20 protein-coding genes are annotated in these 21,927 nt (G+C 43.4%); 11 read left to right on the top strand and 9 right to left on the bottom strand.

Annotation, left to right across the window (positions count from 1 at the left end):
* The first annotated feature begins 12 nt into the window (after positions 1-12).
* From JHD44_RS02790 to JHD44_RS02760, 7 genes are all read left to right on the top strand, one after another.
* Positions 13-885, top strand: a complete 873-nt coding sequence (locus JHD44_RS02790; protein ID WP_199460866.1) for an amidohydrolase family protein — start codon at positions 13-15, stop codon at positions 883-885.
* A gap of 33 nt (positions 886-918) precedes the next feature.
* Complete coding sequence (locus JHD44_RS02785) at positions 919-1,278, top strand: protocatechuate 4,5-dioxygenase subunit alpha (RefSeq protein WP_199460864.1); 360 nt, start codon at positions 919-921, stop codon at positions 1,276-1,278.
* The gene (locus tag JHD44_RS02780) at positions 1,278-2,117 is read left to right on the top strand and encodes a class III extradiol dioxygenase family protein (protein WP_199460862.1); all 840 of its coding nucleotides are present in this window, start codon (positions 1,278-1,280) and stop codon (positions 2,115-2,117) included. Before JHD44_RS02785 ends, JHD44_RS02780 begins: the two co-directional genes overlap by 1 nt.
* Positions 2,118-2,319: 202 nt before the next feature.
* Entirely contained in the window at positions 2,320-2,667 is a 348-nt protein-coding gene (locus tag JHD44_RS02775; protein WP_199460860.1) for a protocatechuate 4,5-dioxygenase subunit alpha, read from the top strand.
* The gene (locus JHD44_RS02770) at positions 2,667-3,521 is read left to right on the top strand and encodes a class III extradiol dioxygenase family protein (RefSeq protein WP_199460858.1); all 855 of its coding nucleotides are present in this window, start codon (positions 2,667-2,669) and stop codon (positions 3,519-3,521) included. Before JHD44_RS02775 ends, JHD44_RS02770 begins: the two co-directional genes overlap by 1 nt.
* Before the next feature lie 174 nt (positions 3,522-3,695).
* Positions 3,696-4,550 carry a shikimate dehydrogenase family protein gene (locus tag JHD44_RS02765; RefSeq protein ID WP_199460856.1) on the top strand — a complete coding sequence of 285 codons (855 nt, stop codon included), beginning with the start codon at positions 3,696-3,698 and terminating at the stop codon, positions 4,548-4,550.
* A 200-nt stretch (positions 4,551-4,750) separates the two neighbouring features.
* Entirely contained in the window at positions 4,751-6,610 is a 1,860-nt protein-coding gene (locus JHD44_RS02760; RefSeq protein ID WP_199460854.1) for a bifunctional sugar phosphate isomerase/epimerase/4-hydroxyphenylpyruvate dioxygenase family protein, read from the top strand.
* A 119-nt stretch (positions 6,611-6,729) separates the two neighbouring features.
* Here the strand turns inward: JHD44_RS02760 and JHD44_RS02755 are convergent, their stop codons facing one another.
* The 3 genes from JHD44_RS02755 to JHD44_RS02745 form a co-directional block, all read right to left on the bottom strand.
* A complete protein-coding gene (locus tag JHD44_RS02755) occupies positions 6,730-7,713 on the bottom strand; it encodes an aldo/keto reductase (protein WP_233401653.1) in 984 nt (327 codons plus the stop codon).
* A gap of 78 nt (positions 7,714-7,791) precedes the next feature.
* Positions 7,792-8,739 carry a Gfo/Idh/MocA family oxidoreductase gene (locus JHD44_RS02750; RefSeq protein ID WP_199460852.1) on the bottom strand — a complete coding sequence of 316 codons (948 nt, stop codon included), beginning with the start codon at positions 8,737-8,739 and terminating at the stop codon, positions 7,792-7,794.
* A gap of 149 nt (positions 8,740-8,888) precedes the next feature.
* Positions 8,889-10,103: a LysR family transcriptional regulator gene (locus tag JHD44_RS02745; RefSeq protein WP_199460850.1), complete on the bottom strand. Its 1,215-nt coding sequence runs from the start codon at positions 10,101-10,103 to the stop codon at positions 8,889-8,891.
* A gap of 237 nt (positions 10,104-10,340) precedes the next feature.
* Between JHD44_RS02745 and JHD44_RS02740 the strand changes: the two genes are divergently transcribed.
* Both JHD44_RS02740 and JHD44_RS02735 read left to right on the top strand, forming a co-directional pair.
* On the top strand, positions 10,341-13,184 hold the full coding sequence (locus JHD44_RS02740) for a ligand-binding sensor domain-containing diguanylate cyclase (protein WP_199460848.1): 2,844 nt from the start codon (positions 10,341-10,343) through the stop codon (positions 13,182-13,184).
* A gap of 104 nt (positions 13,185-13,288) precedes the next feature.
* Complete coding sequence (locus JHD44_RS02735; protein ID WP_199460846.1) at positions 13,289-13,600, top strand: high-potential iron-sulfur protein; 312 nt, start codon at positions 13,289-13,291, stop codon at positions 13,598-13,600.
* A gap of 91 nt (positions 13,601-13,691) precedes the next feature.
* Here JHD44_RS02735 and JHD44_RS02730 read toward each other — a convergent pair whose 3' ends face one another.
* From JHD44_RS02730 to JHD44_RS02705, 6 genes are all read right to left on the bottom strand, one after another.
* Positions 13,692-14,495, bottom strand: a complete 804-nt coding sequence (locus tag JHD44_RS02730; RefSeq protein WP_199460844.1) for a M48 family metallopeptidase — start codon at positions 14,493-14,495, stop codon at positions 13,692-13,694.
* Positions 14,496-14,507: 12 nt separating this feature from the next.
* A complete protein-coding gene (locus JHD44_RS02725; protein ID WP_233401649.1) occupies positions 14,508-14,867 on the bottom strand; it encodes a DUF2750 domain-containing protein in 360 nt (119 codons plus the stop codon).
* A 114-nt stretch (positions 14,868-14,981) separates the two neighbouring features.
* Positions 14,982-16,052 (bottom strand): BMP family ABC transporter substrate-binding protein, encoded by a 1,071-nt coding sequence (locus JHD44_RS02720; RefSeq protein ID WP_199460842.1) that lies wholly within the window; start codon positions 16,050-16,052, stop codon positions 14,982-14,984.
* Positions 16,053-16,107: 55 nt separating this feature from the next.
* Positions 16,108-17,040 carry an ABC transporter permease gene (locus tag JHD44_RS02715; RefSeq protein ID WP_199460840.1) on the bottom strand — a complete coding sequence of 311 codons (933 nt, stop codon included), beginning with the start codon at positions 17,038-17,040 and terminating at the stop codon, positions 16,108-16,110.
* A gap of 9 nt (positions 17,041-17,049) precedes the next feature.
* Entirely contained in the window at positions 17,050-18,117 is a 1,068-nt protein-coding gene (locus JHD44_RS02710) for an ABC transporter permease (RefSeq protein ID WP_199460838.1), read from the bottom strand.
* A complete protein-coding gene (locus JHD44_RS02705; protein WP_325097035.1) occupies positions 18,114-19,673 on the bottom strand; it encodes an ABC transporter ATP-binding protein in 1,560 nt (519 codons plus the stop codon). Before JHD44_RS02705 ends, JHD44_RS02710 begins: the two co-directional genes overlap by 4 nt.
* A gap of 453 nt (positions 19,674-20,126) precedes the next feature.
* On the opposite strand from JHD44_RS02705, the gene JHD44_RS02700 reads away from it, so the two are divergent.
* Together JHD44_RS02700 and JHD44_RS02695 are read left to right on the top strand one after the other, a co-directional pair.
* Entirely contained in the window at positions 20,127-21,227 is a 1,101-nt protein-coding gene (locus JHD44_RS02700; RefSeq protein WP_199460836.1) for a GGDEF domain-containing protein, read from the top strand.
* A 6-nt stretch (positions 21,228-21,233) separates the two neighbouring features.
* Positions 21,234-21,923 carry a TIGR01621 family pseudouridine synthase gene (locus tag JHD44_RS02695; RefSeq protein WP_199460834.1) on the top strand — a complete coding sequence of 230 codons (690 nt, stop codon included), beginning with the start codon at positions 21,234-21,236 and terminating at the stop codon, positions 21,921-21,923.
* Positions 21,924-21,927 lie beyond the last annotated feature (4 nt).

Genomic DNA, 21,927 nt, shown 5'->3' with positions numbered 1-21,927 from the left:
AGGTATTAAAAGATGGACAAAGATTATCTTCCATTTCATCCCAACCCAAGTAAGCCTGCTTACAAAGCACCTGAAGGCGCTGTGGATGCACATTGTCACGTATTTGGTCCAGCTGATCAGTTTCCATATCACCCAAAGCGTAAGTACACACCATGTGATGCGTCTAAAGATCAGTTGTTTGCGCTGCGTGATCATCTAGGTTTTTCTCGAAATGTCATTGTTCAGGCATCTTGCCATAGCACTGATAATGCTGCTTTGATCGATGCGCTAAACGCTGCTGGCGAGTTAGCACGTGGTGTGGCGTTCATCGATGACTCGTTCACTCTTGAGCAACTAAAAGAGTTCCATGACGCTGGTGTCCGCGGTGTCCGCTTTAACTTTGTGAAACGCTTGGTTGATAGCACACCAAAAGAAGTGTTTTTATCCATTGCTGAGAAAGTGAAGCAATTGGATTGGCACATCGTTGTGTACTTTGAAGCGCCCGATCTTGAAGAGCTGATTCCTTTCTTAAAAGAGTTGGGTACAACGATTGTTGTTGATCACATGGGACGCCCAGATGTTGCAAAAGGCGTTGACCACCCAGACTTCCAACGCTTTGTGAACTTCATGGCTGAAAACGACAATGTTTGGTGTAAGGTTAGCTGCCCAGAGCGTCTAACGCTTCAAGCACCTGATTACTCAGATGTTGTACCATTCGCTAAAACCTTGGTTGAGCAATTCCCTGATCGTGTTCTTTGGGGAACGGACTGGCCGCATCCAAACATGAAATCACATGTGCCAGATGATGGTCATTTGGTTGATGTAATTCCTAAGATTGCAACGACTGAAGCACTTCAGCAGAAACTTTTAGTCGATAACCCAATGCGACTGTATTGGGCTAAGTAACACGACAAACGATAAAAATAATGAGGTCTCCCTATGGCGACTAATGAAAAACGCGAATTTCCTGGAACGTATCTTTTTAATGGCGAAATGGCTAAAAAAGGATATGGGCTAAATAAAATGTGCTTCTCTTTTAATAATCAAGAAGCACGTGATGAGTTTAATGCTGATCCTGAAGCATATTGTGACAAGTATAAGCTGACAGATGTTCAGAAACAGGCAATTAAAGATAAAGATATCATTGCTTTATTAAAAGAAGGCGGCAGTATTTATTACTTAGCTAAATTCGCAGGTTTGCTGAAGCTTAATATGCAAGATATTGGTGCTTTGCAAACAGGCATGAGTGTTGATGAATTTAAAGCAATGCTTGAGAAAAACGGTCGAGGAGAAGTGTAATGGCTAAAATTATCGGTGGTGTGACCACTTCTCATATTCCTGCAATTGCGAATGCAATGGCAAATGGCCTAGAAGAAACGCCATACTGGAAGCCGTTTTTTGATGGCTATCCTCCAGTACGTGATTGGCTAAATGAACAAAAGCCTGATGTCATTATTCTTTTCTACAATGACCATGGTTTAGAGTTCTTCATTGATAAGAAGCCAACCTTTGCAATGGGTGTTGCAGATGAGTATTACAACTCTGATGAGGGTTGGGGTATTCCAACGATCCCACCAGTAACAGGTGAGTCTGAGTTGTCTTGGCACATTGCTAATAGCCTTGTTGAAGATGGTTTTGATATGACTATCTGTCAGGAAATGAAGGTAGATCATGGACTTACTGTACCGCTAAACCTTATGTGGCCTGGTCATAACTATGGTCATGTAAAAGTGATTCCTGTGTGTATTAACTGTGAGCAACACCCAATGCCACAGCCAAAACGTACCTTAGCGCTAGGTCAAGCTATTGGTCGCGCGGTTGAATCCTTTGATGATGATCTAAAAGTTGTTGTGTTCGGTACAGGCGGCATGTCGCACCAATTGGATGGCGAGCGAGCAGGCTTTATTAACCGCGCATTCGATATTGAATGTTTAGATAAATTGGTTTCCGACCCTGAATCTCTAACAAAATATTCAAATTACGATCTTGTAGAGTTAGGCGGAGCACAAGCGGTTGAGCTTAATATGCTAATTGCGATGCGAGGTGCTTTATTAGGTGAAGTGACCGAGTTGCACCGTAACTATCATGCCCCTATTTCAAACACTGGGTCAGGGTTGATGCTGTTAGAAAATAAATAATCAATAAATTTGATTATCCAAAAGCCACTATCAGGTGGCTTTTTTTATTGCTTCTGTATAACTTTTTTTGAATATCTCTGACTGTAAAAGCAATGTATGCTCACCTTTAAAATAGATATAAGTCAAATTTCCTCCTCTCAGTTCAATTTATACTCACTTTTATGAATTGTTATTCAATAAGAATAAATTACAGAGGTGAAAAATGGCTAGTCAAGGCAGTATTCCCGGAACAATAATGTTAGATGGCCCAATGGCGACTAAGGGCTACCCCTTAAATAAGATGTGCTACTCGTTCAATAATGCATCCGCACGAGACGAATTTAGGACAGATGAAGAAGCATATTATGAAAAGTTCAAGCTTACCGAAGAACAAAAGCAGGCGATGCGTCAACGTGATGTTATCGGCATGCTTGAAGCAGGCGGCAGTATTTACTACCTGGCTAAGTTTGCTGGCATTTTGGGTTTAAATGTTCAGGATGTGGGTGGATTACAAACAGGCATGACCACCGATGAATTTAAAGCGTTCTTAGTTAAGCAAGGGGAAGTGTAATGGCAAATTTACTTGGTGGTATCGCAACGTCTCATATACCAGCTATCGGTGTGGCAATGGACAAAGGTCTTGAAGAAACCCCCTATTGGAAAGATTTCTTTGATGCTTACCCCCCGGTACGCGATTGGCTTTACACACAAGAACCAGATATCGCTATTATCTTCTACAACGACCATGGTCTTGAATTCTTTCATGATCGAAAACCTACGTTTGCTATCGGTGCATCTGAACTTTATGAAAATGCCGATGAAGGCTGGGGGATTGCGGAGATTCCACCCGTGACCGGTGAAACTGAGTTATCTTGGCACATCGTAAATCATTTAATTGAACATGATTTTGATATTACGGTATGTCAAGAAATGAAGGTCGATCATGGCTTAACGGTTCCTCTTACTTTGATGTGGCCTGGCCATAAGTACGGTCACATCAAAGTGATTCCTGTGGCGATTAATTGTGAGCGTCACCCGATGCCAAAGCCGAGTCGTTGCTATGCCTTCGGTAAAGCTATTGGTGATGCAGTGAGATCGTTCTCTGGAGACCAAAAAGTGGTGGTGATGGGGACAGGGGGCTTGTCTCATCAATTAGATGGCCAACGAGCGGGCTATATCAATAAGCCTTTTGATCTCTATTGCATGGATAAAATCGTCAATGAGCCAGAACTTCTTACACAGTTTACCAACTATGAGTTAGTCGAAAAAGCTGGTGCGCAAGGCGTTGAGTTAAACATGTGGCTAGCAATGCGTGGAGCATTGGAAAACGAAGGTTCCTTGAAAGAGTTGCACCGTAGTTACCATTTGCCAATTTCTAACACAGGAGCTGGGCTGCAACTGCTGGCGACAAATAACGCTCGATAACCTATCTATAATTTTTCGACATACATAACGGTCGAACTTATCATAATCATGAAGGCGTACTTGGTGTACGCTTTCATCACTTCTATAAAATTCTGTTTCATGTCATTTGGTACAGATGAGCGACAGTGAATACATATCTTTTTGGGATATGTAACGCATTCAAAGGTAACGTATATGCAATATATTGGTCTTATTGGGCAAAGCATTTCTGCTTCCCGTTCTCCATCACTTCACAACATGTTGGGTGAGCTTAAGCAACTACCTGTAAACTATGAACTTCAGGAGCTTGATAGCTCTGCTGTTGAGGCGTTTACAGAACGTTTGTCTCTGATCCGTGAGAAGGGCTTCATTGGAACGAACGTGACTTTCCCGTTCAAGCAAATTGCTGTAGACAGTGCGGATGAAGTAGACGAGTCTGTAAAAAAAGTTGGCGCAACAAATACGCTGCTTCTAAAAGATGCCAAAGTGTGTGCGTTTAATACTGATTACACGGGCTTCATTCGTGGATACCGTACACGTTTAGCAGATCAACCAGCAGGTAAGGTGTTGATGATTGGAGCGGGCGGTGTTGGTCGCGCGGTGGCGTTTGGTTTGTTTGAAGTGGGTGCATCAGAGCTCTTTATTTCTGATTTGAACGTGGCAGGAGCTGAGGCGTTGGCGCAGTCTCTAAATGATGCCGGTTATAAAGCAACAGTGATTAGCGCTGATGAAATGGCGGATGTTGCGAAGAACGTTGATGGTCTAGTGAACTGCACACCTGTTGGTCATTATAAAACCCCAGGAAACCCTTTGGCGGCGTCGGCATTTGGTGCTCAGAAGTGGGCTTTTGATGCGGTATACACTCCACTGGATACCGAGTTTCTAAAAGCAGCAAGCGCTGCTGGACTTACCATTGTATCTGGGTTTGACTTATTCTTTTATCAAGCGTTGGATGCGTTTGAAATTTTCACAGGTGTTCAGGTTGACGATGTGACGCCTGTTTGGAATCAGTTCCGTGAAAAGTATGACGTTGTTAGTGATTTAATCTAATACTTTTGTGGTGACTTTTAGCGCAGCTTAGGCTGCGTTTTTTTATTCCATGTATTCCTTTTTAGACTATATATAAGTTTTGAATTTCATTCGATTCAGCTTTAAACGCTGGGCTAATATTAGGTTTATAAAGCTTAGTTTTAAGCAGAACTTTTTGACTATCTTTATATATTAAAAACAATATATAAAAAGGGGGTATAATGAAAACTGCACTAGCGACTGTATCTATTTCTGGTACTTTGCGGGAAAAGATGGAGGCAGCGTCCAAAGCTGGTTTTCAGGGCGTTGAGATTTTTGAAAATGATTTGACTCAGTTTTCAGGTTCGCCAATTGAAGTGGGGAAAATGGCCAAAGATCTGGGTTTGGAAATCATTGCTCTTCAGCCATTCCGAGATATGGAAGGTAATCCTCGAGACATTCAAAAAAAGCGTGTGGAAATGCTTAAGCGTAAGATGCAAGTGGCTCATGAACTGGGCACAAACCGTCTGCTTATGTGTTGTAACGTGCAGCCGTATGCATCCGCAGACCGAGAGCTGTGTGCAGCCGATTTGCGTCATTTGGCAGAAATCGCTGCGAGCGAAGAGTTAATCTTAGGTTATGAAGCCCTTGCTTGGGGAAAACACATTGCTGACTATGAAGATGCATGGGATCTTGTAAAACGCGCAGATCATCCAAATTTAGGCATTAACCTAGATACTTTCCATATGTTCTCCCGTGGCAACACACTAGATTGCCTGCGTAACGAAATCACTATTGATAAGATTGCGCTCGTCCAAGTAGCTGATGCGCCTGTGATGCCTCGTACTGATTACCTGACTTACAGTCGCCACTCTCGTTGCTTCCCAGGACAGGGTGATATGCCTGTTGTGGAATTTGTGCAGGTGTTAAAAGACAAGGGCTTTGATGATTACTTGTCCCATGAGATTTTTAACGATGAATTTCGTTCATCTGACCCTGTTGCCAAAGCAATAGACGGTATGCGCTCACTAATTTGGTTAGATGATCAAACGACGCCTAAGCACGATATCGCCATTGATAACATTGAAGAGTCAGCTTCGATTCGTGAAGTGGAGTTTGTTGAGTTTGCGGTGGAGGGGGATTCAGGTGATGAGCTGGTGAAAACGTTGGCTCAGTTAGGTTTTGCCGAAACTCATCAGCATCGCTCCAAAAATGTCACACTGATGCGTCAAGGTGATGTGAATTTAATTCTTAATAAAGAGCCAAAAAGTCAGGCTCATGAATACTTCCAAAAACATGGTGTGTCTGTGTGTGCGTTAGGTTTTGCGACAGACAGTGTTAAGCATACTTTGGCGGTTGCTGAGCATTACAAGGCTGAGCGTTTTGAACATCAAGCAGGCCCTGGAGAATTAAATATTCCCGCGATTCGAGGTGTGGGTGACAGTTTGGTGTATTTTGTCAATCGTGATGCTGGATATCGATTCTTTGATGTCGATTTCAAGCCAATAGACGGTGTCCAAGGTGAGCAAGGTGTTGGTTTAAAGCGAATTGATCATATTGGCCAAACAGTTGCCAACGTTGACTTCCTGTCGACCGGTTTCTTTTACAAGTCATTATTTGGTTTTGATATTCAGCCAAGCCAAGATTTGCCTGATATTCATGGTCTTGTGGTGAGCCGTACGGCGACCAATAAGGATAAGAGCATCCGTATTCCAATCAATATGACCAATGCTCGTTCTGCATCAGCTGAGCGTTTCTTAACGCAAACTCGTGGTTCAGGTGTACAGCAAATCGCCTTTGCTTGTGATGATATTTTCACCGCAGCGAAAAATATGGATCTAGAAAAAGTCCTGACCATTCCAAACAATTATTACCGAGATATTGAAGCTCGCTTTGATCTATCGGAGGAGTTGATCGCAAAACTTAAGGCTTACAACATCCTGTTTGACCGTAATGATGAAGGCGAGTTTTTCCATTTCTATACTGAGCAAATGCATGGTGTTTTCTTCGAGGTGGTGCAGCGTGTAGGTAGCTATGACAATTATGGTGAAGCGAACGCATTTGTTCGTTTGGCTGCGCAAGCAGAACAAGAGAAAGCGTAGTTTCTAGGTTGTTAAAAAGGTTGTTTCAAAAAGAGCGCTTCAGTCAGAAGGGCTTTTTTTTGTGTTGTAAAAAAGGAGAGCTTTTGGCTCTCCTTATGTTTCGCTGATGGAGCATCAGCTTAAAACTCTTCTGTATCAATCTCTTTTTGCTGCGCGGCGTTGTAGCGTGTGCCACTCACATTATTTTGGTTAATCATGTTGTTTAGATTACTTAGCTGGCTTTCGGAAAGCTTGATGCTCGATGATCCGAAATTGTCACGCATATGGTCTACAAAGCGGGTCCCCGGAATAGCAACAATATGTTCTCCTTGATGAAGGACCCATGCAAGAGCTAGCTGGGCAGGAGTACAGCCAATTTGATTTGCCATGCCAATGAAATCATTCAACAGCGCTAAGTTGGTAGGATAATGTTCGTTATTGAAGCGTGGCATGTTTAGGCGAATATCGCCTTGCTCAAGCTCCTCTGCGCTTTTTACCGCGCCAGTCAGATAGCCACGAGCAAGAGGACTAAATGCAACGAACGTTACTCCTAGTTCCTTGGTGGCTTCTAATGTGGCGATCTCAGGGTTGCGTGTCCAAAGTGAGTACTCTGATTGTAGTGCTGTGATCGGTGCTTCGGCATGTGCTTTTCGAAGCGTCTCGGCAGAGACTTCGGACAAACCAATAGCACCTATTTTACCTTCTTTAACTAGGTCATTCAGCGCCCCAACACTTTCTTCAACTGCAACGTTTGGATCTTTGCGGTGTAAGTAATATAGGTCGATGTGCTCGACTCCCAAACGCTTTAGGCTATTTTCACATTGTTGGCGAAGGTTCTCTGGGCGAGCATTCACTTCTTTTTTGCCGTCAACAATCGCCATACCGCATTTGCTAGCTAGAAAGAATTCATTACGAAGGTGTTTAAGAGCCTTGCCGACTAATAATTCATTCTTACCGCCACCGTATAGGGTTGCTGTATCAAAGTGGCGGTAGCCCATATCAAAGGCTTTATGAAGGGCTTTTACTGCTTCGTCTTCAGCAACGGGCGTTCCATAGGCGTGAGATAGATTCATGCAGCCTAGGCCGATACTAGGCGTCAGTAAATTTGGATGTTTATTAGACATATTCCTTGCCTCGTTTATGGTCGTTATAAATGAAAAAAGCAGGGCCTTTGGCCCTGCTTTTTACAACTGTTTAAGTGCTTAGTCTTCTAGGCACAGCTCTAGCTTGTGCAATGTTTCCATTGCATCGATTGCTTGAGTAACACATGAATTGGGTGCACGGCCTTCTTCAATCGCAGCAATAAACTCTCGATCTTGCAGCTCGATACCATTGTTAGATACTGCTACGCCAGAAAGATCGATCTTATTATCATTGCCGTCGTATAGATCATCGTAGCGAGCAAGGTAAGTGCCGTTGTCACAAATGTAACGGAAGAACGTACCGAATGGACCGTCATTGTTAAAAGATAGAGACAGTGTACAGATTGCACCGTTTGGTACTTTCATGCCAATGCTCATGTCCATGGCAATGCCAAGCTCTTCGTGGATTGGGCCTTGAAGAGCCTGTACTTTAGAAGCGACTTCACCCGTTTGGTATTGGAATAGGTCAACAGTGTGACAAGCATGGTGCCATAGTAAGTGATCTGTCCAAGAGCGTGCTTGTCCCAGAGCATTTTTGTTTGAGCGACGGAAGAAGTACGTTTGTACATCCATTTGTTGAACTTTTAGCTCGCCCGCTTCGATCTTGTTGTGGATCCATTGGTGAGAAGGGTTGAAGCGGCGAGTGTGACCAGCCATTGCTACTAGGCCAGTGCGTTTTTGAACTTCAACAACTTTGCGTGCGTCTTCAATGTTGTCTGCCATTGGGATTTCAGACATCACGTGTTTGCCTGCTTCCAAGCACTGAATTGTTTGTGCTGCGTGCATTTGTGTAGGCGTTGCCAAAATAACAGCATCAACGTCGTCACGAGCTAGTGCCTCAGCTAGGTCTGTCGTGTAGTGTGGGACACCACGCTCCTCAGCAAATGCTTTAATAGCATCAGGTTTTGTTCCCACGACTGAAACAACTTCAGAACCTTCAATGGCTGCAATGGCGTCCATATGTTTCATACCGAATGCGCCAGATGCACCTGCAATACAAATTCTCATTAAATATCTCCTAACCGTTGTCTTATTATTTGATAAGGTTCTACGACCTCTATAATCATAGAACCAATCTAACATTGGTGGCTAAAATGATGTAATTCGTAAACCAATAATAATATTGAAAAAAAAGATAGCATATGTCTTAAAGGGGGCTATCTGAATTGGTCGCATATTTCCCTTAAGACACTCAAAAAGTGAGACTGTGTAATGGTTGGGAGCCAGTTTTTACGAACACAGAGTCCGATTGGACGTCTTGTATGTTCCAGCGGATAGGATAAGATTTTGAGTAACCCTAAATCTAACTCGCGCTCCATTTGATGCCTAGAAATCAATGTTAATCGATCGCTGCCTAACAGCAGTTCACGGATAAGAATTTGTGAACTGGACTCAACAATTCGAGTAGGTTGGTCGCAGTTGGCCTGTTGGAAAAGTGTTTTAAAAGCGGTTCGAGTGGGAGTGCCTGATGCAGGAACTACCCAAGCATAACTCGCTAAGTCATGAGCTGTAACAGAGTCTAAATCAAGCAGTGGGTGGCCTGCACGACAAACGATAGACAAAGGCGGGTTCCATAACTCTTCCTGAATAACATCGTCTGCAGGTGCAGGGTAGCGCAGTGCTCCAAGAACTATATCAATGTCACCATGACGTAAATGGTGCAGTAAATCTGGGTAGGGACCCTCGATTACATTTACATTAACATCCGGGTGTTGATCGCCGAATCGGAGAATTGACTTTGGCAGAATAGTTGTTCGTGCTAACGGCATGCTTCCAAGTGAAATGGTTGAAACATCTTTAAATTGCAAAGCGTGGATTTCATAAATGCCTTGGCGAAGCTCACTAAAAGCTAGTTTGGCTGCTTTGGTCAGCGTTTTGGCGGCATCCGTGGCGTTAATTCCTGTGTTTGTTTTTTCGAAGAGTGTAATGCCTAACAGCTTTTCTAGATCACGGGCTGCGCGGTGCACAGACGATTGTGAAACACCGATATTACGACTGGCAATACTGAAATTTTGCACATCACATACTGCCACTAAAGCTTTCAGCTGGGTGGTGCTAATTTGGGCAAGTACATTCGAGGAAAGTGAGTCCTTTATAGCAGGTTCTTTTAATAGTTCTAAAGTTGATCCGCGAAGATAGTCTAATGCTCGTGTTACCCGCTTGTGCCAAAGTAATCCAGATTCGGTAGGATACATACCGTCTGAATGCCTTTCAAATAAATGCGTTTCAAGCTGTTTCTCTAATTTTGCAATAGCCTGTGTGATAGCAGGTTGGGACAGGTAAATACGTTCGGATGCGCGTGTGATGCTTTTAAGTTCACATACAGCAAGGAATACTCGTAAGTGACGTAAGTTAGGAATTTGAATGTCCACAACTTGCTCCAATTATTATTTTAGATGACTATATCAAAACTGAATACAGTTTATAAAGCCTACATTTCTTGCTTTTGTATGGCTGGTACGCGAAATTGTCCTTATTGAATACTTAGCCTACTTTTAATGATACAAACGACTCAAACAAAAAAATGGTGTTTTCTAGGATTGAACATGCAATACCATGTGAGAAGAAATATTTGTAAGTGGTTGATATGTATAAGCTCTTTTTTAACAATGAGTCATTTATACGCCTTTACTAAAGTCAACGACTACTTCATGGAGGTGTGGACATCGCACCAGGGGCTACCTCATAACAGCGTCAATGCGATAACCCAAACCGATGACGGCTATTTATGGTTTGCAACCTGGGAGGGTGTTGCTCGCTACAATGGCTTATCTTTCACTTTATTTAGTCGTGATGAGCAAAAAGGTATTGTTGATGCAGGTGTTCGTACGCTTACCGCTTCCGAAAACAATCGTTTATGGGTTGGGGGGGCTCGAGGTGGGGTAACTGTTAGGCAAAGTTTTAGCTGGTTTCCTCAAACTCTTGCTCAAGGTTTAGTCAATCATGTGTTTGTAGATCATCAACGTAACCTATGGATTGCTGTTGAGGGCGAGGGTGTATTCTTTAGACCTTTTTTGTCTGATAACGAATATGGTCCTGAGAAAAAGGTTTTAAATATAGCTACATACCGATTGGCGCAGTTTGAGAAAGGGTCAGTTTTTGCTGCAACGAAGCAAGGTGTTTATAAGCTATCGGGCAACTCTTCTGAACATATATCATTACCAGGTCTTCCTTCCGATACTCGAGCAAATTACATTTCATTTGACCATGCAGGCAATTTACTTATTGCCAGCGTTCTAGGTGCTTGGCGCTATGATGGTGTTGAAGTTAAACGTTACCGCAACGAGCTATCCAATGAAGTAATTACACTGATTGAAGAGGATGATGAGGGGCGAATCTGGTTCGGAACTATTGATAAAGGCATTGCCCGATTAAGTTTAAAACAACTGGATTTTATTAATACAGATAACGGCTTACCTAATAATCGAGTTTTATCTTGGTTCCAAGATGCTGAAGGGAGTATCTGGGTGGGGACTAATGGTGGTGTATTGCGCCTACGCTCAGCACCATTTATGTCCGTCAATAAGTTTGATGGGTTATTAGGAGAATTTACTAGGACGGTGCTCCCAATATCTGGTGGCCGGTTTTTAGTTGGCACCAGTGAGGGGTTGAGTATTGTTGATGGAGGGGTCGCAAAGCCTTCTTCCGCCTCTTTTTTATCACAACAATCAGTGCTTAGTTTGGCTCCTAGCACCTCAGGCAAAATATACGTAGGTACTCAAAGATCAGGGTTATATGAATGGCAAAATGGTGGTTTAACACCTCGTCTCTCTGTAGAGTCGGGATTACCTTCTAATGAGGTGAGAGCCATTCTAGAAGATTCTGTTGGTCGTTTGTGGGTGGGAACAGTCAATGGCGTTGTTTTAGTCACACGTGATGGCAAAACTAAGCTGATCAATCAAGCAAATTCTAATTTGCCTGACGACTATGTTATTGCGATCAGCGAGGATCAGCGTGGCCGTATTTGGTTTGGTACGGCTGAAGGCGTTGCGCTGTATGATCGATTGAATAACATCGAGGTAGTTGATATTTCAGTCTACGAAGGCGCCCAATATGTATTTGGCTTCTATATTGAACCTGGCTTTGTGTGGATGGCGACGGATCGAGGTCTTCTTAGGTACGATGTTTTAAAGAAGCGTATAGATGGTGTTGGTAAACCAGCAGGTTTGCCGATCGATAAAATTTTCCAAGTAGTTTATGACCATTTGGGGAGTTTTTGGCTTACCAGTAATAGAGGGATTTGGAAAGTTGGCTACGTCGAAGCTCACCGTGTAGCGTCAGGAAATTTACAGACAATAGACTTTGAGCACTTCGGTGAAGCTGATGGCATGGGCAGTGACCAAGTCAATGGAGGCTCTACGCCAGCCGCGGCAAGCACTAAAGGTGGGTACATGGCTTTTGCAACAGCAAAAGGGCTGTCAATTATTAAGCCGACTTCGCTAAAACAGTTGTATCAATATCGATTGCCCGTTGTACTTGAGCAAATTGATGCTGATGGGAAATTAGTGAATCCTGATGAAACTCCTGAACTTGGTCCAGGTATTAATCGTTTAAGAATTAAATTTGCCGGGCTTAGTTACATAATGTCCCAACGAATCCAGTATCAAACGAAGCTTACTGGATTCGAGGAAGAGTGGAATTATCAAGGCAATCAAACCATAGCTGAGTACACAAATTTACCCCCTGGCAAATATGAATTCCGTGTCAGTGCTCGTTATCCATATGGGGCGTGGAATGACTCAAACGTAACCTATCATTTTGAGATATTGCCTTTCTGGTGGCAAAGATTAGAGGTGCAAGTCATCGTCTTGCTACTAATCATAGTTCTAATTTCTAGTATGATTATCTGGCGTGTCAATGCGTTGAAGCGTCGCCAGATTTATCTTGCTGAGCAAATTGATCTCAAAACTCAAGAGCTTAGAGAACAGTCTGAGCTTTATGAACATCAATCAAGAGAGGATCCACTAACGGCATTATCAAATAGAAGGGCATTTGATGAGAAAGTACGTGGAGATTTTATTTTAGCGTACCCCTCTTTGAGTAAATTGAATCTTGCCATCATTGACATTGACCATTTTAAACAGGTGAATGATCGCTTTTCACATCTAGTTGGTGATGAGGTGATCAAACTAGTCGCTGACTACTTAAATGAATCCATTGGTGAACCAAATCAAGTGGCACGTTGGGGAGGAGAGGAGTTTACGGTTTTGATACATGGCACTCAAGAAGAGGCTAGGGAGATTTGCCAGACATTGTTGAATGGCATCGCTCAGTTGGAATGCCCCCAACTGGAAAACAAATTTAATTTAACGGTCAGCATTGGCTACGCTAATGCACTTGGTTGCCAAGATTACCAAACTCTTCTTAAACGTGCAGACCAAGCCCTTTACGCAGCAAAAGAAAAAGGGCGTAACAGAGTGGAAGAGTTTGATGAGTTTAGAATGTATGGATGATTAATCTATGATGTGAGTCAGTCTGTGAGAATGATTCCACCTATAATCTCTCGTTGTAGAACTATTACAGCCCTAAGTCTTGGGCATGAAAGCAGGAGATTATAATGATTGATCAAGGTCGTCGAAAGTTTGTTAAGAAAGGTTTATTCGGTTTGGCTGCTCTGCCTTTCGGTATGGGTGCGCTAACTCAGCAAGCGTTTGCAGCGTTACCTATGTTGGATGTTAACGCTCCGAACGCGAAAGCATTAGCATATACTCCAGATGCTTCAACTGCTGCTTCGCATGCTGCTTTTAAAGCAGGTAGTAACTGCTCAAATTGTAATTTTTTCAATGCTTCGACAGGAGCTTGTCCATTGTTTGCAGGTCATGCAGTGGAGGCAAATGGCTGGTGTCAGGCTTGGGTAAAAAAACCTTAAGCACTAATTCAATAAGGCATTAGACTAATACAAAAAAGCTCTTAGGCTGTGGAAGGCCTAAGAGCTTTTTGTTTTTATAGAGAGTATGAATCTAATAGCAGCTGGCTACTTTGTTAGAACTTTTCAATGATGCATAGACTTGCTTTGGTGCTGACATTGCGGCATTCAAATCTCGCATACGTGTCTCATGAGAGGGGTGAGTGGATAAAAACTCTGGCGTTGTGCTGGAGCCATTTTTAGCCATGTTTTGCCAAAGAGTTACACTCTCTTCAGGGTTAAATCCCGCTTTAGCCATGAGCTCTAAGCCGATTTTATCTGCTTCAGACTCGTGAATACGGCTAAAAGGAAGAATGATGCCTACTTGAGCGCCAATGCCCAGACCTTGAAAAATGGCGGTCTTCGTCGCAGAGTCTTCGCCTGATAATTGATAGCCGATTGCCAGGGCTTGACTGGTCGCTAATTGAGTAGAAACTCGCTCATTACCATGTCGAGCTAGAACATGTCCTACTTCATGACCGATCACCGCAGCTAATTGCGATTGGTTTTCTGCCACATTAAGTAATCCCGTGTATACCCCTATTTTATAGCCCGGTAAAGCGAATGCGTTTACCTGATCATCATTGAAAAGTACGACTTCCCATGCTTGGTTTCGATATTCATCAGGTAACACAGCAATGATTCGGTCTGCAACACATTGCACATTTTGTGTGGCTTTCGTGCTGTCAGAGGCTGGCGTATTGGACTTCATTTCCGTAAAGGAGGCCACTCCCATTTCATTGAGCTGGCTATCAGGCATCAGTACTAATTGCTTTCGGCCAGTTGGTGAGGTGCTACAAGCCACTAAAGCACTACTCACTAAGCATATGGTTAAAATTCGCATTAGTTTAGAGGTCATGGGTGTTCCTTTTTAGCTTTGAATCTCTTGTTTTAGTTCCATTGCCTGAACGACAATTCCTTCGCCAGCCATATTCGGTGCTACACCTACGCTGATGTTGTCATTCTGCATCCCTGGTAGCCAAGTTTCTACAAAAGCCTCGTTACTGATTTCAAGGGCGCTGAATTCTTGATGCTCTGCAGAGGCCCATTCGTTAGCTAATTCAGCAGTAGGCCAAATGGGTAATACGCGCTCATTGCCAACTGTAAGATTTAAACAGCCTTCTTCGTCAGCAAGAGTGAAGCAAACGCCGCCCTTGCTGAGGTGCTTAACAAATAAATCATAACGTGACTGGCTAGTTTCTCTGAAAAAATCTGTATTGCTCATCGTCATAGTGCTGCTCTAAGTATAGTTTTGATCGATGATAACACAGGTTATAAAAAGTACCTGACCAAAAAAATGGGCGATCAATAGATCGCCCATTTTTAATGATAGAAGCATCTTAGCTTAACGAGGAATCTCGTCAGTGATGCCTTCAACATACCAGTTCACTTGCGCAAGCTCAGTATCTGTTAGGGTGTGGCCTTCCGCAACAACAATGTTTCCTTTGTTATCCTTAATTGGACCAGTGAAAGGATGGAACTCGCCAGATTTGATTTTCGCGTAAGTCTCATCGATTTTCGCGCGAACATCAGCAGGTAAATTATCATTAATGGATGCAAGGCTTAACATATCTTCATGGAAGCCGCCCCAAAAGTCAGATGGCTCATAAGTTCCATCCATAACCGCTTGAGTCACTTTGATGTAGTAAGGAGCCCAATCATCACGTACTGAGAATACGTGTGCTGTTGGCGCGAAGCTGCTTTGGTCAGACGCTTGACCAATAGCACGCTTACCACGTTTTTCAGCTGCGATCAGTGGTGCAGGGCTATCGGTATGCTGTAGCAACACATCCACACCTTGATCCATTAGAGCGTTTGCTGCATCGGTCTCTTTACCTGGATCATACCAAGAGTTTACCCATACAATTTTCATGGTAACGTCAGGGTTAACACTTTTAGCCGCCATGAATGAAGAGTTAATGTCACGGATAACTTCAGGGATTGGGAATGAGCCAATGTAACCGATCGTATTGGTCTCAGTAAGCATGCCAGCAGCCACGCCTGAAACGTAACGTCCTTCGTAGGTTCTAAGAACATAAGTTCCCATGTTCTTAGAACGCTTGTAGCCAGTTGCGTGTTCAAACGTTACTTTTGGAAAGCGTTTAGCCACTTTTAGTGTTGGGTTCATGAAGCCAAATGACGTAGAGAAAATTAGGTCATTGCCAGATTTCGCCAATTGCGTGATAACACGCTCAGCATCAGCCCCTTCTGGTACGTTTTCAACGTAAGTCGTTTCAATCTTGTCGCCAAAGTATTTCTCAAGCTCTTGACGTCCACGGTCGTGCTCATAGCTCCAACCTAGGTCGCCCACTGGACCTACATAGACAAATCCTACTTTGAATGGGTCGTCCGCAGCTTGCGCTGCACCAACACCCGCTAGCAGGCCAAGACCTACAAGTAAGCTTTTAAGTTTCATTATTTGCTCCTTTTGTGCCCGAGGGCGATTTACAAAAAACGTTTACCAAAATCTATTATGCCATTTGGCGTGGATCGAACGGCTTACCAAGAGAACGCGGTGCTAACAGCTTCTCTTTGAATTTATCTGCGCTAATAATCACCATTACTACAATGGTCGCAACGTAAGGTAGCATAGCCAATAAGTTTGGCGAGATAGACCACCCCATGCCTTGGAGTACTAAATGCATGATACTGGCAAGACCAAACAAGTAAGCTCCTAACACAATGTTTCCAATGCGCCATGATGCAAACACCACTAACGCCAAAGCAATCCAGCCACGTCCAGCAGTCATATTCTCTACCCACATAGGTGTGTAAACAAGCGACATATAAGCGCCACCTAGACCTGCCATCGCACCGCCAAACATTACCGCAAGATAGCGTACACGCAGTACTTTGATGCCTATGGCATTGGCTGCATGGGGATTTTCACCGACCGCTTTGATGGTTAAACCCACGCGAGTTTTGTTCGCCACCCATGCAATGACTACCGCCAATACAATCGCTAAGTATACAAGCAGATCATGACTGAACAGAACTTTACCCACAACAGGTAGATCCGATAAAACGGGAATGTACACTGGCTGGAATCCTGCAATAGTTTGACCGACAACGCTCGAACCTATGAATGCACTCAATCCCGTTCCAAAGATAGTTAAAGCCAACCCTGTGGCAACTTGGTTAGCACCTAGGTGTAATACTAAAAAGCCGAAAATTAGACTCATGACCATACCGATCAGCATGGCACCGAGTAAGCCGAAACCAGCATTTCCTGTGCCATAAGCCGCCATAAAGCCAACCACAGCGCCCATCAGCATCATGCCTTCTTGGCCAAGGTTAAGTACGCCTGTTTTTTCGCAGATTGCTTCGCCTAGTGCAATGAACAGCAACGGCGTACCAGTCTTGATGGCCGCAAACAATACTTGTGTAATTAAATCAATGTCCACGCTTTACTCCTAGGCCATGTTTTCACGTGATGATACAACCCGGTAACGAATGAAAAAGTCACACGCTAATAGGAAAAATAGAAGAACCCCTTGGAACATGCCTACAACAGCGATAGGGATACCCATTTCAATCTGTGCCAAATCCCCACCCATGTACAAAATAGCAAGAAAGACTGAAGCAATGATGGCTCCAGCTGGATGAAGTCGACCTAAGTAAGCAACGATAATTGCAGAGTAGCCATACCCAGGAGAGATGTTTGGCGTGAGTTGCCCGATCGGACCTGCTACCTCAGAAACACCTGCGAGGCCAGCTAATGCACCAGCAAATAACATAACAAACCAACTAATACCTTTGGCATTGTAACCAGCGTAAGTTGCTGCAGGCTCATCAGCCCCGTAGACTCTTATTTTAAAGCCTAGGTGAGTTTTGCTGAGGATGAACCAAGCAAAAAGGGCTAATAGAACAGCTAGTACAACACCTAAGTGGACTCGGCCACTGTCAGATAACACTGGCAATAAAGTAGCGTCTGAAAAGAGTGCTGACTCAGGGAAGCCAAAGCCATCTGGATCACGTAAGGGGCCGTGTACTGCCCAGATCAAAAGATACAAAGCAATGTAGTTCAACATGATCGTGGTAAGGATCAAGTTTGAATTAAACTTTACTTTCAAATACGTTGGAATCGCAGCCCAAGCCATCCCTGATAAGATTCCCCCGAGTAAGGTCAATGGCATGGCCATGAACGACTCGGAGTCGACAAACATCAGAGCGACGGCGCTGCCACCCAGTGCACCAGCCAGTAATTGACCTTCGGCACCGATGTTCCACATATTAGCGCGGTAACACAGTGAAAGACCCACAGCACAAAGCAGTAAAGGCCCCATTTTTACCAGCATCTCACTGATGTTGTACGCATCAGAAAGCGGAAGAACGAGCAACACATGTAAAGCTTGAATGGGATCCTTATCTAAGGCTGAAAATAGAATAGAACCGAAGATTAATGTGAGCATAATCGCCAAAAGTGGTGAGGCGAATGTCATCAGAGTGCTAGGCTCGGTACGAGCTTGAACACGAATCATGCTGTCGCCTCCGCGGAATCGTTGGCATTAATAAATGTACCTGCCATCCATTGACCAATTTGATCAATAGATGTTTTCTCTGTTCTAACGACAGGTGAGAGGTGTCCATCACATACGGCAGCCATACGATCTGCCAGTAGGAACAATTCATCAATGTCTTCAGAAATCAGTAGGATGGCCGCTCCTTGGTCGCGTAAAGCAAGAAGCGCTTGGTGAATGGCCAGAGCCGCGCCTACATCGACTCCCCAAGTAGGGTGGGCGCAAATTAAAACCTTCGGGTTTTGACCAATCTCACGGCCCATAATGAATTTTTGCAGATTACCGCCACTTAAGCTTTTAGCTTCTGAAAATTCACCATGGCATTTTACGTTATACTGAGAAATAAGTTGTTTAGCGTAGCTTTTAACGGCTTTCCAGTTTACTAAACCAGATTTAACAAATCCCCGGCTATGAGTCAGTAGAGTGTTTTCAGATAAACTCATTTCGGGCACCGCACCACGACCTAAACGCTCTTCGGGAACGTACGCTAAACCGTTTCGCCTTCTTGCTCCTGCGGACAGTGTGCCAAGGTCTTGATCATCTAAAGTAAACACTCCCTTTAAAGATCGGTTATCCTCACCACTGATAATCGACATTAATTCTTCTTGGCCGTTACCAGCAACGCCCGCTATCCCAAGAATTTCGCCTTTTAGTAGTTCGAAGTTAATATTCTTAAGAGATGTACCAAATGGGTGTTTGGCCGCTAAATTAAGGGAGTGAGCAGAAAAAATAACGTCTTCACCGTATGCTTTTTCATACCCTGCATCTTGCTCAGCTAAATCACCTACCATCATTTTGGCAATCGTTGCTGGCGTTTCTTGGGCTGGTTGACAGTCGCCTACGAACTTACCACCACGAAGAATAGTTGCATTATGGCAAATCTCTGTGACTTCATGCAGCTTGTGGGAGATGAATAAAATACTACAGCCCTCGTCTGACAGCTGTCTTAAGACATCGAACAAACCAGCAACTTCTTGCGGTGTTAAAACAGACGTTGGTTCGTCTAAGATAAGAAGTTTCACAGACTGCACAAGACAGCGCATTATCTCTACTCGTTGGCGCTCGCCAATGGAAAGTGAGTGCACATATCGATTAGGGTCAACATTCAATCCGTAATCTTGAGACAGTTTTGTAATACGCTCGGCTAGGTTGCCGATAGCTACTAACTGAGCGGGGCTTAAACACAGCTCGATATTTTGCGCGACAGTTAATGTTTCAAACAACGAAAAATGCTGAAACACCATGCCTATTCCTAAGTCACGTGCTTTAGATGGCGATTTGATATCAACTTCATGGCCATCCCAAAGGATTTGACCCGAATCTGGAGATACGACCCCGTAGATCGTTTTCACCAATGTGCTTTTGCCGGCACCATTCTCACCAAGTAAGGCATGAATCTCACCTGGCATCAGGGTCATGCATATTTGGTCATTGGCAAGGCATCCGGGGTACTGTTTAGTGATATTCAGTAACTCTAACCGTGGTTTTGAGTTCTGCTTTTTCAATGTTTCCGACACCGTAAATACTCTATATGTTTGGATAAAAATCTTTCTATCTAGAAAGCCTGAGTAGCTTTTGCCATTTTATTTTTCACAAACTATGCGACAACGTTTTTGTAGTTTCTGTAGGTTCAACTCTGACGCTAGGTGATTGGCCTGATAAAGTCTTTATCAATAATTATGCCAATATTTATGAAATCGACGAATGACGTAAATAGGTCGCGAAGAATACGCAATTTTGACTTGTTTGTCTGCATGGTCAGCTTTTTAACGACTTATTATTTGCCTCATATAAATAATAATCTTGTTTATTTGGTCAGGCTTGCGCTAAATTGGTGCCAACATTGACCGATCGGTCCAGAATTAGGCATAGGTTATGCTCGCTTGGTGGTGTAAAATATTGTCTTTCTTAAGCGTCAATTTGCAGAATTGTCGTTCTTCCAGATGACCCCTTTTTTCAAAGAGCAAACATTGCATTTCTTGAAGCATTATATAAAGAAGCTTGCTTTACTGAGTTCTATCAATGCTGTTGATGTGGACTTAAATAGGAAACAGGTCGTTAACATTACGTATCTACTCTCTTCTGTAGTTGGGGTAATATCTGGTCTAGTGTTTCTATCATATGGTTGGCTGATTGAATCTTCAGTTCACTTTCTCGGCGCGGCAGTCTCTACAACAGGATACTTTTTATCAATAAAAGGTTATGCAGGAAGCGCTCGATTGCTTTTTCCATTTGCCTGTTCTACCTACGTTACTGTCTGTAGCTTCAAGTTTTATGGAACAGACAGTCATTTCTCCTGGTTGTTAATTGTTCTATCCGCGTATTCCGTAACAGGCTTTCGAGTTGATAGGGGAAAAGCACAGCTTCTTGTTTGTTTCTTTTCATTATTGGCTTTTGCTTTCATACAACTTTTTGCTCCGAAGACGACGGAGTATGTCTCCATTGATGGACGTTTGTTAATTGCGTTGGCTACCTTTGTCGCTTCTGCAAGCATGATTGTGTTAATTGCTGGAGTTGTGGTGACAAAACTGCGTAAGCTTAACGAGCATTTGCGATATCTGGCAGAAGTGGATGATTTAACAAAGGTATATAACCGTCGAAAAGTGCTTGCTGAGGCAGTTAATGTCTTTGCAGATGCCATTATGACAAATCAACGATGTAGTTTTGCGATTTTAGATCTCGATCACTTTAAGCGTATTAATGATCAATATGGTCATGACATTGGAGACCAAGTCTTACAGAGGTGCGCTGAAATAATGAGCAACAATATACGACGTCATGATTGGGTTGGACGTTATGGTGGGGAAGAGTTTGTATTCATTCTGCCAAATACTCGTGCAGAAGAGGCGAAGTCGTTGATGGAAAGTGTCCGAATTCAGATAAGTGATATGACGATTTTTCTCAGAGATACGGATGAGAGAATACATGTGACAACGAGCGTAGGCGTGGCTGAGATCCAGGACGATACAGTACGTTACGAACAAATTCTTGCTAGAGCTGATAAGGCTTTATATATGGCTAAAGATGCAGGTCGAAATAGGGTAATGCTTGATTTTGATGGGGCTAGGTAATTCTTAATGACGATTGAAATCATCTATCAACACAGTGATTTTTGGGTGGTGAGTAAACCTGCTGGGGAGAGCTTCCATTCTGAGAGTGGTGGTGGCTTTGTGCAGCGATTACAGCAATCGTTTCCTAATATCCCGCTATATCCGGTTCATCGACTGGATAAAATGACCTCTGGCTTACTGCTTTTTGCTACGTCTAAAGAGGCTGCAAGGCAATTTGGCAAGCTGTTTGCGACGCATACTATCGAGAAGCGCTATATTGCGGTATCCAATGTGAAACCTAAGAAGAAGCAAGGTACTGTTGCGGGGGGGATGGCTCCTAGTAGGCGAGGTCAATGGAAGTTGACGTCCACACCTGATAACTTTGCAGTAACTCAGTTTTTTAGCTTTGCTGAAAATGGGTTGCGTTTCTTTTGGATTCGTCCATTGACAGGGAAGACACACCAGATCCGTGTGGCCTTAAAAAGCATTGGTGCGCCCATCTTAGGTGATACGCGTTACTCAGCAGAAGCTTCTGATAGAGGCTATCTTCATGCATTTTCTCTAAGCTTTGAGTGGCTTGGGGAGACCTACTATTTTTCTGATTGGCCGGAAGAAGGTGCTGCTTTTACGGACATTGTCCGAAATCGTTACGATGAGTTGTATTTAATTGCACCTTTGATATGGCCCAAATTTAAATTACCAAAACTAGACGCCTGAATAC

This window comes from Marinomonas ostreistagni, from assembly GCF_016461785.1.
GTDB classification, from domain to species: domain Bacteria; phylum Pseudomonadota; class Gammaproteobacteria; order Pseudomonadales; family Marinomonadaceae; genus Marinomonas; species Marinomonas ostreistagni_A.
This window is presented reverse-complemented; position numbering and strand designations above follow the sequence as displayed.

What these genes read in the sequence shown, in the direction of transcription:
- JHD44_RS02790 (WP_199460866.1), top strand. Translation starts at nt 13, where the DNA reads ATGGACAAAGATTATCTTCCATTTCATCCCAACCCAAGTAAGCCTGCT.
- JHD44_RS02785 (WP_199460864.1), top strand. Translation starts at nt 919, where the DNA reads ATGGCGACTAATGAAAAACGCGAATTTCCTGGAACGTATCTTTTTAAT.
- JHD44_RS02780 (WP_199460862.1), top strand. Translation starts at nt 1,278, where the DNA reads ATGGCTAAAATTATCGGTGGTGTGACCACTTCTCATATTCCTGCAATT.
- JHD44_RS02775 (WP_199460860.1), top strand. Translation starts at nt 2,320, where the DNA reads ATGGCTAGTCAAGGCAGTATTCCCGGAACAATAATGTTAGATGGCCCA.
- JHD44_RS02770 (WP_199460858.1), top strand. Translation starts at nt 2,667, where the DNA reads ATGGCAAATTTACTTGGTGGTATCGCAACGTCTCATATACCAGCTATC.
- JHD44_RS02765 (WP_199460856.1), top strand. Translation starts at nt 3,696, where the DNA reads ATGCAATATATTGGTCTTATTGGGCAAAGCATTTCTGCTTCCCGTTCT.
- JHD44_RS02760 (WP_199460854.1), top strand. Translation starts at nt 4,751, where the DNA reads ATGAAAACTGCACTAGCGACTGTATCTATTTCTGGTACTTTGCGGGAA.
- JHD44_RS02755 (WP_233401653.1), bottom strand. Translation starts at nt 7,713, where the DNA reads ATGTCTAATAAACATCCAAATTTACTGACGCCTAGTATCGGCCTAGGC.
- JHD44_RS02750 (WP_199460852.1), bottom strand. Translation starts at nt 8,739, where the DNA reads ATGAGAATTTGTATTGCAGGTGCATCTGGCGCATTCGGTATGAAACAT.
- JHD44_RS02740 (WP_199460848.1), top strand. Translation starts at nt 10,341, where the DNA reads ATGAGTCATTTATACGCCTTTACTAAAGTCAACGACTACTTCATGGAG.
- JHD44_RS02735 (WP_199460846.1), top strand. Translation starts at nt 13,289, where the DNA reads ATGATTGATCAAGGTCGTCGAAAGTTTGTTAAGAAAGGTTTATTCGGT.
- JHD44_RS02730 (WP_199460844.1), bottom strand. Translation starts at nt 14,495, where the DNA reads ATGACCTCTAAACTAATGCGAATTTTAACCATATGCTTAGTGAGTAGT.
- JHD44_RS02725 (WP_233401649.1), bottom strand. Translation starts at nt 14,867, where the DNA reads ATGACGATGAGCAATACAGATTTTTTCAGAGAAACTAGCCAGTCACGT.
- JHD44_RS02720 (WP_199460842.1), bottom strand. Translation starts at nt 16,052, where the DNA reads ATGAAACTTAAAAGCTTACTTGTAGGTCTTGGCCTGCTAGCGGGTGTT.
- JHD44_RS02710 (WP_199460838.1), bottom strand. Translation starts at nt 18,117, where the DNA reads ATGATTCGTGTTCAAGCTCGTACCGAGCCTAGCACTCTGATGACATTC.
- JHD44_RS02695 (WP_199460834.1), top strand. Translation starts at nt 21,234, where the DNA reads ATGACGATTGAAATCATCTATCAACACAGTGATTTTTGGGTGGTGAGT.